Source organism: Kitasatospora sp. MAP5-34, from assembly GCF_029894335.1.
GTDB lineage: Bacteria > Actinomycetota > Actinomycetes > Streptomycetales > Streptomycetaceae > Kitasatospora.
This window is the reverse complement of record NZ_JARXZC010000020.1, coordinates 21,831-37,447: the sequence shown is the minus strand read 5'-3', so window position 1 is coordinate 37,447 and position 15,617 is coordinate 21,831. Positions and strand designations below refer to the sequence as shown.

The window sequence follows — 15,617 nt, the reverse complement described above, 5'->3', positions numbered from 1 at the left end:
GCGGGTGCCGGCGTCGGCGGCCTGGCACTGCCGCGCTCCGTCGTGGGCCCCCGGCGGGGCCTTGTGGGAGTGGGCGGCCGGTCGAGCCGCCGAGAACTGTCGGGTGCCAGGCCCGGACAGCACTTCGCCCCGCCGGGCGAACCGCGATCCGGCGGGGCGAAGCAGGTGGGTGTGTGACGCGTGGTCAGTCCTCGCCGAGGTACGCCTTCCGGACCGACTCGTCGTGCAGCAGGTCCGTGCCCGTCCCGGTGAGGACGACGCGGCCGGTCTCCATGACGTAGCCCTGGTCGGAGAGCGAGAGCGCCGCCTGGGCGTTCTGCTCGACCAGCAGGATCGTGGTGCCCGTGGACTTGAGTTCGATGATCGTCGCCATGATCTTCTGCATCATCAGCGGCGAGAGCCCCATCGAAGGCTCGTCCAGCATCAGCAGCTTGGGCCGGGACATCAGTGCCCGTCCCATCGCGAGCATCTGCTGCTCGCCGCCCGACAGGGTGCCCGCCGCCTGCTTCCGGCGTTCGCCGAGGATCGGGAAGAGCGTGTAGGCGCGCTCCACGTCCTCGGTGATGCCGACCGGGTCCCGGCGGAGGAACGCGCCGAGGAGGAGGTTCTCCTCGATGCTCATCCGGGGGAAGATGTGCCGGCCTTCGGGGGAGTGGGCCAGGCCCAGCGCGACGATCTTGTGCGCGGGGACGGTGTTCAGCGGCTGCCCGTCGAACGTGATCTTCCCGGCGGTGGGCCTGAGCAGACCGGAGAGGGTGCGCAGCGTGGTCGTCTTGCCGGCGCCGTTGGTGCCGATGAGGGTGGTGACTTCGCCCTGGTTGACGGTGAAGCTGATGCCCTTGACGGCCTCGATCTTGCCGTAGGAGACGCGGAGGTCCTCGACCTCAAGGAGAGCGGTCACTTCTCGTCCTCCGTACCGGTAGTGCTGGTAGCGCTGGCGGTGCTTGCTTCCGCTGCTGGCTCTGCGTCCGCTTCCTCGACCGGATCCGCAGCTGCCTCTGCCGGCAGATCGGCCGGCGCGTCCGCGATTGCATCCGCGTCCGCGTCCGCAGCCGCAGGAGCCTCGGCAGTGCCTTCGAGCGGGGCACCCAGATACGCGGTGATGACGCGTTCGTCGCTCTGGACGGTCTCGCGGTCGCCTTCGACGATCTTCTGGCCCTGGACCAGGACGGCCGTCCGGTCGCAGAGGTTGAAGATGAACCGCATGTCGTGCTCGATGACCAGGATGGCGATACCCCTGTCCCGGATCGCGAAGACCAACTCCTCGGCGGCCCGGGTCTCCTGGGGGTTCATGCCGGCGGTCGGTTCGTCCAGGAGGAGGAGGCCGGGCTCGCTGGCGAGGGCGCGGGCGATCTCGAGCTTGCGCTGTTCGCCGTAGGGGAGGTTGCGGGCGAGGTGGTCGGCCTTGTCGGCGAGGCCGGCGAACTCCAGGAGTCCCATGGCCTTTTCGCGGCTCTCGGCCTCGGCGCGCTTGTATTTGGGGCCGCGCAGTACGGCGGAGAGGAGGCCCTCCTTGGTGCGGCTGTGCCGGCCGACCAGGACGTTCTCCAGGACGGTCATGTTGGCGAACAGCCGGATGTTCTGGAAGGTCCGGGCGATCCCGGCCTGGGTGACCAGGTGGGGTTTGGGCGGCAGGACGGTGCCCTTGTACTTGACGGTGCCTTCGGTCGGCACGTACAGCCCGGTGAGGCAGTTGAAGAAGGTGGTCTTGCCGGCGCCGTTGGGGCCGATCAGGCCGACGATCTCGCCGCTGTTGACGGTGAGGTCGACGTTGTTGACGGCGGTGAGGCCGCCGAACCGCATGATGACGCCGGTCGCTTCGAGGACGGGGTCCCCGGTGGTGGTGACGGGGGCGGTGGAGGTGGTCATGTGGCTGTTCACGCCCCTGCCTTGGTGAGTGCGGTGTCGCTCGGGGCGGCCTGGGCCGGGATGTCCGCCTCGTGGAATTCCAACTGCCTGCGCCGGTTGGCGATCAGGCCCTCGGGGCGGACGCGCATCAGGACGATGAGCGCGATGCCGAAGGCGAGCAGCTGGTAGTTGGAGAGGAACTCGAGCTTCTTCGGGATGAGGAAGAGCAGGGTGGCGCCGAGCAGCGGGCCGCTGATGGTGCCCATGCCGCCGAGGATGACGGCGGCCAGCAGGAACGCGGAGTTCGGCGGCAGGGCCTCGGCGAAGGTGTACTGGTCGGGGGTGACGGTGTAGCTGACGTGGGCCTGTACGGTGCCGGCCAGGCCGGCCAGCGAGGCGCCGAGGGCGAAGGCGAGCAGCTTGAGCCGGAAGCCGTTGATGCCCATGGCCTGGGCGGCGGTCTCGTCCTCGCGGATGGCGACCCAGGCGCGGCCGATCCGGGAGTCGCCGACGCGGGAGAAGACCAGCACCACGAAGGCGGTGACGATCAGCATCAGCAGGTAGTAGTTGGAGAACCGGCCGAGGTCGATGCCGAAGACGGTGTGCGTCTTGCCGAGGTCGAAGCCGAAGATGTTCAGGTCGGGGATGCGCGGGATGCCGTTGGAGCCGTTGGTGAGGTTCGGTCCGGTGGTCCCGTTGAGGTTGTTCATGGTGATGCGGAAGATCTCGCCGAAGCCCAGGGTGACGATGGCGAGGTAGTCGCCGCGTAGCCGCAGGGTGGGGGCGCCGATCAGTACGCCGAAGATCATCGAGGCGGCCGCGCCGGTCAGCACGGCTCCCCAGAACGGGAACGCGACGTGGATCGGGGAGGCGGGGGAGCCGGAGACCAGGGCGGCGGCGTAGGCGCCGACGCCGAGGAAGGCGACGTACCCGAGGTCGAGCAGGCCGGCCAGGCCGACCACGATGTTGAGGCCGAGTGCGACCGTCGCGAAGATCAGGATGTTGGTGGCGACGGAGGTGTACTGGTCGCTGCTCTGGGTGAAGGGGAAGCCGGCGGCGGCGGCGAAGGCGGCGCCGGTGGTGACCGGGCGGTGCTTGACGGTCAGGGCGCGCAGCCGGGCGATCAGTCCGGACTTGGTGAGTGCGGCGACGCCGGTGCCCGCCAGGACGAGGTAGCCGGTGAAGAGTTCGCCGTACTCGGTGTCGATGCCGAAGGTGATGGCGAACAGGCCGACGGAGAAGGCCGCGATGATGAGCAGCACCTCGACCCAGGAGGGCAGTTCGAGGGGCGGCGCGGTCCGGCGTTCGATCGTGGTGAGCCGGAGCCAGGTGCGGAGCAGCATGAGTGCCTGCACCAGGACGACGCCACCGGCGGCGGCCAGGCCGCCCTGGGCGAGGACGACGAGGACGGGGGCGACCGGGCGGGAGGAGTCCACGCCGGTCGCCGCGAGGTAGAGCAGCGGCGTGACGGGGACGGCGGTGAACCACCACTTGTTGAGGACCTGCAGCGGCCGCCGGGTGTGCCGGTCCAGCGGCAGTCCGAGGGCGCCGATCAGGGTGAGGGCGGAGGCGACGCCCGCGACCCAGCCGCCGGGTTCGAGGTTGGCCATGCCGCCGAGTTCGACGCCGATGGCGATCAGGGTGCCCCAGGTGACCACGGCGCCGCCGGTGGCGGCGAGCAGGATGCCGTTGTCGCTGCGGGTGGGGCTGGTCCAGCGCAGGCCGCGCAGGCCGTACGAGGCGAGGGTGAGGACGAGGGTGAGGGCGCCGGCGACGAGGGTGAGCCACTGCAGGCCGCCGGGGTAGCCGGTGACGGTGAGGTCGCCGGGGAAGTCGGAGGTCCAGGTCCAGGCGAGGAAGGCGGAGGCGGCGGTGGCGGTGGCCCCGACGGCGGTCAGGATGCGGGCGGTGCCGGCCGGGAGCGGGATGACCGGGGTGGTTTCGGTGGTCGTCATGGTGGTCACGCCCTGTCCGCGACGCGCTCGCCGAGCAGGCCCTGCGGCCGCACGAGGAGGACGACGATGAGGAGTACGAAGGCCCAGACGTCCTTCCAGGCACCGCCGCCGAAGAGCTGCATGCCGGGGACGTGCTGGATGTAGGCGGTGGCGAGTCCTTCGGCGAGGCCGAGGACGAGCCCGCCGAGCATGGCGCCGTAGATGTTCCCGATGCCGCCGAGGACGGCGGCGGTGAACGCCTTGAGGCCGAGGACGAAGCCCATGTGCCAGTCGATCTGCCCGGTGCGCAGCCCGTACGCGACGGCGGCGACGGCGGCGAACGCGGCACCGATGGCGAAGGCCATCACGATGATGCGGTCGGTGTCGATGCCCATCAGCTTGGCGGTGTCGGGGTCCTGCGAGGTGGCCTGCATGGCGCGGCCGGAGCGGGTCTTGGTGACGAACCAGCCGAGGGCGAGCATGCAGACGGGGGCGGCGACGATCAGGAAGAGGTCGCTGCGCTGGATGGTCATGCCGGCGATGTTGAACGGCGAGCCGGGGATCTGCGGGAAGACCCGGGCCTTCTTGGCGTCCGGGTAGAAGGAGAAGACCAGTTGCTGCAGCGCGATCGAGAGGCCGATGGCGGTGATCAGCGGGGCGAGCCGGGGGGCGGTGCGCAGCGGCCGGTAGGCGAAGCGTTCGGCGCCGATCGCGACCAGGACGGAGACGAGGATGCCGGCCACCAGCATGAGCGGGATGGCTATCCAGAGGGTGGTGCCGCCGGGGAGGGCGAGGAAGGCGGTGAGGGCTCCGAAGCCGCCGACCATGAAGATCTCGCCGTGGGCGAAGTTGATGAGCTGGACGATGCCGTAGACCATCGTGTAGCCGATCGCGACGAGCCCGTAGAGGGCTCCCAGGATCAGGCCGTTGGCCAGCTGCTGCGGTAGTTGGTTCACCGCTCGGCCTCCGTGTGCGTTATACGCGTGGTGGGGGTGGATGTAAGAGCCCAGGCTCTGGCGCGGGGGCGCTCGTGGCGCCCCCGCGCGGGTTGTTCAGTGTTTGAAGGTGGGTCAGCCGGCGAAGGTGCCGGACTTCTCCACCGCCCACTTACCGGCCTTGACGGCGTACACGGTGAGCTGCTTGTTGGTGGTGTCGCCGTACTCGTCGAAGGAGACGGTGCCGGTCACGCCGTTGAAGGAGACGGCCTGGACGGCTGCGATGACCTTGGCGCGGGCGTCGCTGGGGACCTTGCCGTTGTTGGCGGCGACGACGGCCTTGACGCCCTCGATGATCGCCCAGGCGCTGTCGTAGGAGTAGCCGCCGTAGGTCTCGTAGGCGTCCTTGTAGCCGGCGGCCTTGTAGTCGGCGATGAACTTGGCGGCCGAGGGCAGCTGCTCGACGGGGAGGCCGACGGAGGTGGCGAGGTCGCCCTCGGCCTTGTTGTTGAGCTTGATGAACTCGTCGCTCTGGATGCCGTCGCCGCCCATCAGCGGGATGCTGACGCCGGCGTCCTTGAGCTGCTGGGAGAGCGGGCCGGCGGCCGGGTACTCGCCGCCGTAGTAGACCGCGTCGGCCCCGGCGGCCTTGACCTTGGTGACGATGGCGCTGAAGTCGCGGTCGTCGGGGTTGACGTGCTCCTCACCGACGATGGTGCCGCCGAGCTTGGTGAACTCGCCCTTGAAGGTGGCGGCGAGGCCGGCGCCGTAGGTCTTCTGGTCGTCGATCAGGAAGACCTTCTTCTTCGCCGCGCCGATCAGGTACTGGGCCGCGAACGGGCCCTGCACGGCGTCGGTGGTGGCGGTGCGGAAGTAGGACTTGAAGGGGCGGGCCTTGACGCCGGTGGCCCACTTCTCGCCCTGGCTGAGTGCGACGCCGGTGTTGGCGGGGGAGACCTCGACCAGGTTGGCGTCGTTGAAGATCTGCTGCATCGACTGGGCGACGCTGGAGTTGAGCGGGCCGACCACGCCGAGGACGGTCTTGTCGGCGACGAGCTGGGTGGCGTTCTGCTGGCCGGGGGCCGGCTTGCCGGTGTCGTCCAGGGCTTCGATCTTGAACGTGACCCCGGGGACCTCGTTCTTCTCGTTGGCCTGCTTGGCGGCGAGGTCCGCCGAGTTCTTGATGCCGAGGCCGAGGGCGGAGAGGTCGCCGGTGAGCGGGGCGTCGACGCCGATGGTGACGGTGGTCCCGCCCGCGTTGTCGGTGCCGGTCTTGCTTCCACCGCGCGAGCCACAGGCGGAGACGGAGAGCGCTCCGACGACTGCGAGGCTCACGACGAGCAGTGAACGATTACGCACGAGGGTTCCCTTTCTGAGGAAAGGCACGGGGCCGGACATGGCCGGGTGCCGGGTCGCGCGCTGGGGGCCGGGCTCAATCCGTTGGCGCGGTGACTGGCCGTGACTCTAAACCGGCTTCGGCGGCTCGGGCAGGGGTGCGGGCATGCTGTGATTCTCTTGTTATGCGGACCTGACCGAGTAGTCTCACATTCTGGGCGTTGGGGCCTGAGCCGGCGTTGGATGTGAGAAGAGATCTCAGGTGGCGGAAGGGTCCGTGCGCCGAGAAAGCCTGGTAATAAGGGCCGTGTCCGGATATCGGATACACCGGTCCGGGAAGGCTGAAACGGACGCGGATGTCCGGATATCGGTATCAGGCGGGTGCTGCGCGGGTTTTCGGACAGGTCGGGCGAACTGTCCGTCCCCGGATCCGATCGAGAACCTGCATTGCCCGTGTGTTACGTAGCGTTACATCGGGGAAAGGCCGGCCCGCGTCGTGCGGCCGGGCAGCCCCGGCCGGCGCTGTGCCCCGGGCGCACCGCGACCGGAGCGGATGCCGCCTGAGGGCCGGTCGGCCCGCTGCTCCCGTGCCCGCTTTTGGACATGCCACCGCCCCCTCGTCCGGTCATGGCCTGCCCAGGTGGGGCGGCGGACAAACGAGGGGGCGGTGGTGGGGCTGATAACGGTTTGGGGCGGCGCCGGGCCCTGCCTGGTGACGGTCCCTCAGAGATCGCGCAGCATGCAGGTGAGCCGGCAGCTGGTGATCCGCTTCCCGGTGTCGTCGGTGATCGCGATCTCGTAGGTGGCGGCCGTCCGGCCCTTGAAGACGGCGGTCGCCACGCCCGTCACCAGGCCGGAGGTGGCCGAGCGGTGGTGGGTGGCGTTCAGGTCGACGCCGACCGCGTACCGGCCGGGTCCGGCGTGCAGCATCGCCCCGATCGAGCCGAGCGTCTCGGCGAGCGCGGCGGAGGCCCCGCCGTGCAGCAGCCCGTACGGCTGCTGGTTGCCCTCGACCGGCATCGTGCCGACCACCCGGTCCCCGGACGCCTCGACGATCCGCAGGCCGAGCTTCTCGCCGAGCAGGCCGCCGCTGAACGTGGACGGGTCGACGCCGAGCTTCGAGAAGTGGTCGAGGACGTCCTGCGGGACTTTCAGAACCGGGGCCGGGTCGGTCATGGTGCTCCTGCCGTCGAGGGTCGGGCGCGGGTCGGGTGGTGCCTGCTGCCAGTGATCGTACGACCGGGGCCCGTGTGGTCGAAGGACTTGTCGGTGATGGGCCATAGGATCAGTGACCGGCAGTGGAATCGGCAGGAACGGACGTTGACGTGGCTACGCAGAGTGCAGGGAAGAGTGCGGCGAGTGGCAGGCTGATGCTGCTCGACGGACACTCCATGGCCTACCGGGCGTGGTTCGCCCTGCCGGTGGAGAACTTCAACACCGTCACAGGTCAGCCCACCAACGCGGTGTACGGCTTCGCCTCGATGCTCGCCAACACCGTGCGGGACGAGCAGCCGACCCACCTCGCGGTGGCCTTCGACCTCTCCCGGAAGACCTTCCGCTCCGAGGAGTTCCCCGACTACAAGGCGAACCGCGCCAAGACGCCCGACGAGTTCAAGAGCCAGATCGGCCTGATCCACGAGCTGCTCGACGCGATGAGGATCCCCCGGATGTCCGTGGAGAACTTCGAGGCGGACGACGTCATCGCGACTCTTGCCACCGCCGCCGCGGCCGAGGGCTTCGACGTCCTGATCGTCACGGGCGACCGGGACGCGCTCCAGCTGGTCAGCGAGCGCGTCACCGTGCTCTACCCCACCAAGGGCGTCTCCGAACTCACCCGCTACACCCCCGAGAAGGTCGCCGAGAAGTACGGCGTCACGCCGTCCCAGTACCCGGATCTCGCCGCGCTGCGCGGTGACCCGTCGGACAACCTCCCCGGCATCCCCGGCGTCGGCGAGAAGACGGCCGCGAAGTGGGTCAACCAGTTCGGCTCCTTCGACGAGTTGGTCGCCCGCGCCGACGAGGTCAAGGGCAAGATCGGCGAGAAGCTCCGCGAGCACCTCGACTCCGTCAAGCGCAACCGGGTGCTCACCGAGCTGGTCCGCGAGGTGGAACTCCCGCTCACCGTTCCAGAGTTGGCCCGCACCCCGTTCGACCGGGAGGCCGTCGGCCAGCTGCTGGAGAGCCTGGAGTTCCGCAACCCCAACTTCCGCGAGCGCGTCTACGGCGTCGACCCGGGCGGCGTCGAACTCGCCGAGGAGGTCGCGGCCTCGCCCGGCCTGGCCGTCGAGGGTGAGCTGCTCACCGAGCCCGGTGCGCTCGCCGCCTGGCTCGACCAGCACACCGAGGGCCACCGGATCGCCGTCGCCGCCGTCTACGAGTGGGCGCTCGGCAGCGGCCGGGTCCAGGAGATCGCGCTGGCCGTCGGGGACACCGCCGCCTGGTTCGACCCGGCCGAGCTCGACGAGGCCGACGAACGCGCCTTCGCCGCCTGGCTCGCCGACCCCGAGCGGCCCAAGGCGCTGCACATCGCCAAGCAGGTGATGCGCGCCTTCGCCGAGCAGGGCTGGCAGATCGCCGGCGTCACCGCCGACACCGCCCTCGCCGCGTACCTCGACAAGCCCGGCCGCCGCACCTTCACCCTGGACGTGCTCGCCGAGGAGTACCTCTTCCGCTCGCTCGCCGCCGCCGCCGAGGCCGAGAGCGGCCAGCTCTCCTTCGACGCGCCCGAGCACGACCCGACGGCCGGCGCCCAGGCCCTGATGACGCAGGCCCGCGCCGTCCTCGACCTCGCCGCGCACTTCGAGACCCGGCTCGCCGAGGTCGGCGCGACCGAGCTGATGCACGAGATGGAGCTGCCCATCGCCGAGCTGCTCGCCCGGATGGAGCGCACCGGCATCGCCGCCGACCGCGAGTGGCTGACCACCATCGAGGCCCAGTTCGCCACCGAGATCCAGCGGGTCGTCGAGGAGGCGCACGCCGCCGCAGGGCGCCCCTTCAACCTCGGCTCGCCCAAGCAGCTGCAGGAGATCCTCTTCGGCGAGCTGGCCCTCCCCAAGACCAAGAAGATCAAGACCGGGTACACCACCGACGCCGACGCGCTCACCTGGCTGGCCACCCAGACCACCAACGAACTGCCCGTCATCCTGCTCCGCCACCGCGACCAGGCCAAGCTGCGCACCACCGTCGAGGGCCTGCTCAAGACGGTCTCGCCGCAGGGCCGGATCCACACCACCTTCAACCAGATGGTCGCCGCCACCGGCCGCCTCTCCTCGCAGGACCCGAACCTGCAGAACATCCCCGTCCGCACCGAGGAGGGCCGGATGATCCGACGCGCCTTCGTGGTCGGCGAGGGCTACGAGTCGCTGCTCACCGCCGACTACTCGCAGATCGAGCTGCGCATCATGGCCCACCTCTCCGAGGACGAGGCGCTGCTCGAAGCCTTCGCCAGCGGCGAGGACCTGCACACCACCGTCGCGTCCCAGGTCTTCAACGTCTCCAACGGCTCGGTCGACGCCGAGATGCGGCGCAAGATCAAGGCGATGTCCTACGGCCTCGCGTACGGGCTCTCCGCGTACGGGCTCTCGCAGCAGCTCGGCATCAAGCCGGGCGAGGCCCAGGGCCTGATGGACACCTACTTCGAGCGCTTCGGCGGCGTCCGCGACTACCTGCACCGCGTCGTCGAGGAGGCCCGCGCCATCGGCTACACCGAGACGCTGCTCGGCCGCCGCCGCTACCTGCCCGATCTGACCAGCGACAACCGCCAGCGCCGCGAGATGGCCGAGCGGATGGCCCTCAACGCCCCGATCCAGGGCTCGGCGGCCGACATCGTCAAGATCGCGATGCTGAAGGTCGACCGGGCCCTGACGGAGGCCGGCGTCAAGACCCGGATGCTGCTCCAGGTCCACGACGAAATCGTCCTCGAGCTGGCGCCGGGCGAGCGCGAACAGGTCGAGTCCATCGTCCGCGAGCAGATGGCCGGAGCGTATCCGCTGCGCGCGCCGCTGGACGTGTCGGTGGGCGTCGGCGCGAACTGGGAGGTCGCTGCGCACTGACCTCCGGTCGGGGGTGCTGTGCGCTCAGGGCAACCCGGGCGGGGAGCGGGAGCTGTGCGATCAACCGTGCAGGTGTGTCGTGGGCTGGTCGCGCAGTTCCCCGCGCCCCTGAAGGGGGCCGGCCCTCACTTGCGGGGGTTCAGGCGCCTGGTCGGTTCGGCAGTGGTGGGGTCCTCGGGCCAGGGGTGGCGGGGGTAGCGGCCGCGTAGGTCGGCGCGGACGGCGCGGTAGCCCTCGCGCCAGAAGGAGGCGAGGTCGCCGGTGACGGCGGCCGGGCGGCCGGCGGGGGAGAGCAGGTGGATGGTGAGCGGGACGCGGCCGCCCGCCAGGGCGGGTGCGGACTGCCAGCCGAACAGCTCCTGGAGTTTGACGGAGAGTACGGGCCGCTCGTCCGAGTAGTCGACCCGGACCTTGGAGCCGCTCGGGACGGCGATCCGCTCCGGCGCCAGCTCGTCCAGCCGTCCGGCCTCGCCGGTGCTCCAGGGCAGCAGCCGCTGCAGCGCCGAGGCGACGCTGATCCGTTCCAGATCGGCCCGGCGCCGGGCCCGGGACAGTTCCGGTTCCAACCAGTCGGGCGCGGCGAGCGCCGCGTCGCCGACGTCGGGCCAGGGCGCGCCGAGCGCGCGGTGCAGGAAGGCCAGCCGCTCCCGCAGGGCGACGGCCGCCGCGGACCAGGTCAGCACCGAGCCGACGCCCTCCCGCGCCAGCCCGTCCAGCAGGGCTTCGCGTACCAGCGCCCGGTCAGGGGACGCGAGCGGTACCGAGGCGAGCTCGATCGCCCCCAGCGCCTCGACCCGCCGGGCCACCACCTCGCCGCGCCGCCCGCCCGGGGGAGTGGCCCAGCTGACTTCCTCACGGTCCGTCAGCAGCGACTCCCCGGCCAGCCGCGCGGTCTCCTCGTCCAGCGCCACCCCGCGCCTGATCCGCGCCGACGGCGAGCCGGCGGGCCGGTCGGCGACCGCGATCGCGAGCCAGGGCGCCCCGGCGAGGGCCGAGCCGGGCGTGGCGTCGGCGGCCGTGCCGGAGGCCATCAGGTACGGGCCTTCGGCGGTCCGGGCCCGGGCGATCCGCTCGGGGTAGGCGAGCGCGACCACCAGGCCCGCCGCAACGCCGTCCGGCAGTGCCGTCCCGGGCGTGTCCCCGGCGCGCAGCCGCCGCACCTCCTCGCGCCAGCGCCCCGCGTACGGGTCGCGCCCGGCGCGCACGGCGTGCAGGACGGCGAGCAGGTCGTCGCCGAGCGCCCTGGGCGGCTCCTCGGAGAGCAGCGCGACCAGCTCCGCCGCGCGCCGCGAGCCGACCAGGGCCGTGCCGTCCAGCAGGGCCCGGCCGAGCCGGGGGTGCAGCCCGGCGCGGGCGATCCGGCGGCCGCGTTCGGTGGCCCGCCCGTCGGCGTCGACCGCGCCGAGCGCGGCCAGGGTCTGCCGCGCGGCGGCCATCGCCCCGCCCGGCGGCGGGTCGGGCAGCGCGAGCCCGCGTGCGTCCGGGTCGCCCCAGCAGGCGGCCTGCAGCGCGAACGAGGTCAGGTCGGCGAGTGCGATCTCGGGGGTGGGGAAGCGGACGGCGAGCGCGTCCTCCGCCTCCGACCAGCAGCGGTACACCACGCCCGGCGCCTCGCGCCCGGCCCGCCCGGCGCGCTGGCGGCCGGCCGCGAGCGAAGCCCGTACCGTCACCAGGCCGGCGAGCCCACGCGCGTGGTCGGTGCGCGGCTCCCGGGCGAGCCCGGAGTCCACCACGATCCGCACGCCCGGGACGGTCAGCGACGATTCGGCGACGGAGGTCGCCAGGATCACCCGGCGTCCGCTCCCCGGGGTGAGCGCCGCGTCCTGGACGGCCTGCGGCGCCTGCCCGTGCAGCTGCAGCACCTCGGCGTCGACGTCCAGCCGGGAGGCCACCCGGGCGATCTCGCCGACGCCCGGCAGGAAGCAGAGCACGTCGCCCGCGCGCTCCGACAGCGCCCGCCGGACGGTCGCCGCGACGTGCTCCAGCAGCGCCGGATCGGTACGCGTCCCCTGCGCCGGGCGGGCGAGGCGCGCGGGGGGCGCCCAGATCACGTCGACGGCGTGCGAGGTGCTGTGTGCTTCGATCACCGGGGCCGGGCCCTCGTCCTCGCCCCCGAGCAGCCGTGCCCAGGCGTCGGTGTCCGAGGTCGCCGAGGCGCAGACCAGCCGCAGTTCGGGGCGGAGCGCCGCGCGGACGTCGAGCAGGAAGGCGAGCGCGGTGTCGGCGTCCAGGTGCCGTTCGTGGCACTCGTCCAGTACCACCACGTCGACGCCGGGCAGCTCCTGGTCGCGCTGCAGCCGCTGCAGCAGCACCCCGGTGGTGACCACCTCCACCACCGTCCCGGGCCCGACCCGCCGGTCGCCCCGGATGCTGTAGCCGACCCTCCCGCCGACCTCCTCTCCCAGCAGCCAGGCCATCCGCCGGGCCGCCGCCCGCACCGCCAGCCGGCGCGGCTCGGCCACCAGGACCCGGCGGCCCGGGCCGGGGAAGGCGTCGAGCAGCCCGGCCAGCGCGAGCGGCACCAGGGTGGTCTTGCCCGTCCCGGGCGGCGCGGCGAGTACGGCGACGCCCCGCTCGTCGAGCGCGCGCCGCAGCGCGGGGACGGCGGTGCGGACGGGGAGTTCGAGCCCGGCGGTACGCACCATCAGCCCCGGCGCGCCACGAAGATCGCGGTGCCCGGGATGTGCTGCCCGCGCAGCGGGCTCCAGCCGCCCCACTCCTGCTCCAGCCCGTCCGGCCACTCCGGCTCGACCAGGTCGAGCAGCTGGAATCCGGCCGCCGTCAGCTCACGGACCCGGTCGCCGAGCGTCCGGTGGTGCTCGACGTAGGTGGCCTGCCCGCTCTCGTCCTGCTCGACGTACGGCGTGCGGTCGAAGTACGAGGCGGTCGCCGTCAGCCCCTCGACGCCGGGCTCGTCGGGGAAGGCCCAGCGGATCGGGTGGGTGACGGAGAAGACCCAGCGCGCGCCCGGCCGCAGCACCCGGTGCACCTCGCGCATCAGCGCGGCGGTGTCGGCGCTGAACGGCACCGCGCCGTACGCGGAGCAGGCCAGGTCGAAGGCGCCGTCCGCGAACGGCAGCACCGCCGCGTCCGCCTGCACCACCGCGACCGGCTCGGCGCCACGCCCGAGGTCGATCCGCCGGGAGTGCTGGAGCTGCCGGAAGGAGATGTCCAGCGCCACCGGCCGAGCCCCCTGGGCGGCCAGCCAGCGCGAGCACTGGGCGGCGCCGGAGCCGATCTCCAGTACGGTCAGCCCGTCCAGCGAGCCGGCCGGGCCGAGCAGCCGCGCCTCGGTCTCGTCCAGGCCCTCCGGGCACCAGGTGAAGCGGTCGTCACCGAGGAACTCGCCGTGCTCGTCCTGGTACTCGTCGGCGTTGCGGTCCCACCAGGACCGGCTGGCGCGGCTGCTCTCGGCGGGTGCGGCGTCGCGGCGGACGGCGTCGCCGTCCTCCTCCTCGCCGGGGATTGACGGCACAGTGTCAGGGGTGGTGGCCAAGGTGATAGAGCCTGTCGCGTAGGGTGGTGGCTGCGGAAGCGCTACTGCCCGCGTCCGCCCCTGTGAGAGGGGGCGGCACAGGCGGTGGCATCCGGGGAGCTGGCCCCTGCGGCTGCCGCCCACACCCCTGTTCGATCATGGGGCGTGAGGTGCGCAGTTGGAGGATATGGCCTGATCCAACCTGGCCTCTACCGTCTCGCCTTCACTGGCGTTGACCATGCCTGGCTGTCCCCGTATGCTACAAGTTGCGCTGCGGGCCTGCGCGCCTCGGACGGAGCAGGTCGCGCTCGCATCTGTCGAAGACCCCACGGTCGCAAGACGGACACCTCTTGGGTAACCAGAATGGTGGGCCGTGTTCTTGGCTGTCGGCTTTCGGTGGGAGCGATACAGGCCCCCCGCGTGGCATTACCTACGACTTCATGTCCGTACCGGAGCCCTTTTCCTAATGACGACCGACACCTCTGTCAGCACCACCCCGCAGGTTGCGATCAACGACATCGGCGACGCCGAGGCTTTCCTCGCGGCGATCGATGAGACGATCAAGTACTTCAACGATGGCGACATCGTTGAGGGCGTCATCGTGAAGGTCGACCGTGACGAGGTTCTCCTCGACATCGGTTACAAGACCGAGGGCGTTATCCCGTCCCGCGAGCTTTCGATCAAGCACGACGTTGATCCCCACGAGGTTGTCAAGGTTGGTGACAACATCGAGGCCCTGGTTCTCCAGAAGGAGGACAAGGAGGGTCGCCTGATCCTGTCCAAGAAGCGCGCACAGTACGAGCGCGCCTGGGGCACGATCGAGAAGATCAAGGAAGAGGACGGGATCGTCACCGGTACCGTCATCGAGGTCGTCAAGGGTGGTCTCATCCTCGACATCGGCCTCCGCGGCTTCCTCCCGGCCTCCCTGGTCGAGATGCGCCGCGTCCGCGACCTCCAGCCCTACGTGGGCAAGGAGCTCGAGGCCAAGATCATCGAGCTGGACAAGAACCGCAACAACGTGGTCCTGTCCCGCCGTGCCTGGCTGGAGCAGACCCAGAGCGAGGTCCGCCAGACCTTCCTCACCACCCTGCAGAAGGGCCAGGTGCGCTCCGGCGTCGTCTCCTCGATCGTCAACTTCGGTGCCTTCGTGGACCTGGGCGGCGTCGACGGTCTCGTCCACGTCTCCGAGCTGTCCTGGAAGCACATCGACCACCCGTCCGAGGTTGTCGAGGTCGGCCAGGAGGTCACCGTCGAGGTTCTCGACGTTGACATGGACCGCGAGCGCGTCTCTCTGTCGCTGAAGGCGACCCAGGAGGACCCGTGGCAGCAGTTCGCCCGGACGCACCAGATCGGTCAGGTCGTCCCCGGTAAGGTCACCAAGCTCGTTCCGTTCGGTGCGTTCGTGCGCGTCGACGAGGGCATCGAGGGCCTGGTCCACATCTCCGAGCTGGCCGAGCGCCACGTGGAGATCCCGGAGCAGGTCGTCCAGGTCGGCGACGAGATCTTCGTCAAGGTCATCGACATCGACCTCGAGCGTCGCCGCATCAGCCTCTCGCTGAAGCAGGCCAACGAGGCGCTGGGCGCGGACGCGGCCACGGCCGAGTTCGACCCGACCCTCTACGGCATGGCTGCCTCGTACGACGACGCGGGCAACTACATCTACCCCGAGGGCTTCGACCCCGAGGCCAACGACTGGCTCGAGGGCTTCGAGAAGCAGCGCGAGGCGTGGGAGGCCCAGTACGCCGAGGCGCAGTCGCGCTTCGAGTCGCACCAGGCCCAGGTCATCAAGAGCCGTGAGGCCGACGCCGAGGCCGCTGCCGAGGGTGGCGACGCTGTCGCCGCTGCCTCCGGTGGCTCGTACTCCTCCGAGAGCACCGAGGGCACCGGTGCCCTCGCCTCGGACGAGGCGCTCGCCGCTCTGCGCGAGAAGCTGGCCGGCGGCCAGAGCTGATCTCATCCTCGCCGAGGGCTCGTCCCTCTGAGGATCGGTAGCTGAACGAACCCCCCATCCGGGTCTCCGGGTGGGGGGTTCGTCCGT

General features: G+C 71.1%; 10 protein-coding genes. 2 read left to right on the top strand and 8 right to left on the bottom strand.

Features of this window, described 5'->3' with window-relative positions:
• Positions 1-184 precede the first annotated feature (184 nt).
• From P3T29_RS17920 to P3T29_RS17895, 6 genes are all read right to left on the bottom strand, one after another.
• Positions 185-901 carry an ABC transporter ATP-binding protein gene (locus P3T29_RS17920; protein ID WP_280717496.1) on the bottom strand — a complete coding sequence of 239 codons (717 nt, stop codon included), beginning with the start codon at positions 899-901 and terminating at the stop codon, positions 185-187.
• Positions 898-1,869 carry an ABC transporter ATP-binding protein gene (locus tag P3T29_RS17915; RefSeq protein ID WP_280717577.1) on the bottom strand — a complete coding sequence of 324 codons (972 nt, stop codon included), beginning with the start codon at positions 1,867-1,869 and terminating at the stop codon, positions 898-900. Before P3T29_RS17915 ends, P3T29_RS17920 begins: the two co-directional genes overlap by 4 nt.
• An 8-nt stretch (positions 1,870-1,877) precedes the next feature.
• Positions 1,878-3,803, bottom strand: coding sequence for a branched-chain amino acid ABC transporter permease (locus P3T29_RS17910; protein WP_280717495.1), 1,926 nt, complete (start codon positions 3,801-3,803; stop codon positions 1,878-1,880).
• Between the two features lie 5 nt (positions 3,804-3,808).
• Positions 3,809-4,738, bottom strand: coding sequence for a branched-chain amino acid ABC transporter permease (locus P3T29_RS17905; protein ID WP_280717494.1), 930 nt, complete (start codon positions 4,736-4,738; stop codon positions 3,809-3,811).
• Positions 4,739-4,852: 114 nt separating this feature from the next.
• Positions 4,853-6,076: a branched-chain amino acid ABC transporter substrate-binding protein gene (locus P3T29_RS17900; RefSeq protein ID WP_280717493.1), complete on the bottom strand. Its 1,224-nt coding sequence runs from the start codon at positions 6,074-6,076 to the stop codon at positions 4,853-4,855.
• A gap of 699 nt (positions 6,077-6,775) precedes the next feature.
• Positions 6,776-7,228, bottom strand: coding sequence for a hotdog fold thioesterase (locus tag P3T29_RS17895; RefSeq protein ID WP_280717492.1), 453 nt, complete (start codon positions 7,226-7,228; stop codon positions 6,776-6,778).
• Between the two features lie 194 nt (positions 7,229-7,422).
• Here P3T29_RS17895 and polA point away from each other — a divergent pair, with 194 nt between their 5' ends.
• On the top strand, positions 7,423-10,104 hold the full coding sequence (gene polA / locus P3T29_RS17890) for a DNA polymerase I (protein WP_280717576.1): 2,682 nt from the start codon (positions 7,423-7,425) through the stop codon (positions 10,102-10,104).
• Positions 10,105-10,229: 125 nt separating this feature from the next.
• On the opposite strand, the gene hrpB is transcribed toward polA, so the two are convergent.
• Both hrpB and P3T29_RS17880 read right to left on the bottom strand, forming a co-directional pair.
• A complete protein-coding gene (gene hrpB / locus P3T29_RS17885; RefSeq protein WP_280717491.1) occupies positions 10,230-12,749 on the bottom strand; it encodes an ATP-dependent helicase HrpB in 2,520 nt (839 codons plus the stop codon).
• The gene (locus P3T29_RS17880) at positions 12,749-13,600 is read right to left on the bottom strand and encodes a methyltransferase domain-containing protein (RefSeq protein ID WP_280717490.1); all 852 of its coding nucleotides are present in this window, start codon (positions 13,598-13,600) and stop codon (positions 12,749-12,751) included. The genes hrpB and P3T29_RS17880 overlap by 1 nt, the downstream gene beginning before the upstream one ends.
• Before the next feature lie 445 nt (positions 13,601-14,045).
• Here P3T29_RS17880 and rpsA point away from each other — a divergent pair, with 445 nt between their 5' ends.
• A complete protein-coding gene (gene rpsA, locus P3T29_RS17875; RefSeq protein ID WP_280717489.1) occupies positions 14,046-15,530 on the top strand; it encodes a 30S ribosomal protein S1 in 1,485 nt (494 codons plus the stop codon).
• Positions 15,531-15,617: the final 87 nt, after the last annotated feature.

Bases quoted from the DNA above. Each gene is read 5' to 3' on its own strand.
- P3T29_RS17915 (WP_280717577.1), bottom strand. From the start codon at position 1,869: ATGACCACCTCCACCGCCCCCGTCACCACCACCGGGGACCCCGTCCTC.
- P3T29_RS17910 (WP_280717495.1), bottom strand. From the start codon at position 3,803: ATGACGACCACCGAAACCACCCCGGTCATCCCGCTCCCGGCCGGCACC.
- P3T29_RS17895 (WP_280717492.1), bottom strand. From the start codon at position 7,228: ATGACCGACCCGGCCCCGGTTCTGAAAGTCCCGCAGGACGTCCTCGAC.
- polA (WP_280717576.1), top strand. From the start codon at position 7,423: ATGCTGCTCGACGGACACTCCATGGCCTACCGGGCGTGGTTCGCCCTG.
- hrpB (WP_280717491.1), bottom strand. From the start codon at position 12,749: ATGGTGCGTACCGCCGGGCTCGAACTCCCCGTCCGCACCGCCGTCCCC.
- rpsA (WP_280717489.1), top strand. From the start codon at position 14,046: ATGACGACCGACACCTCTGTCAGCACCACCCCGCAGGTTGCGATCAAC.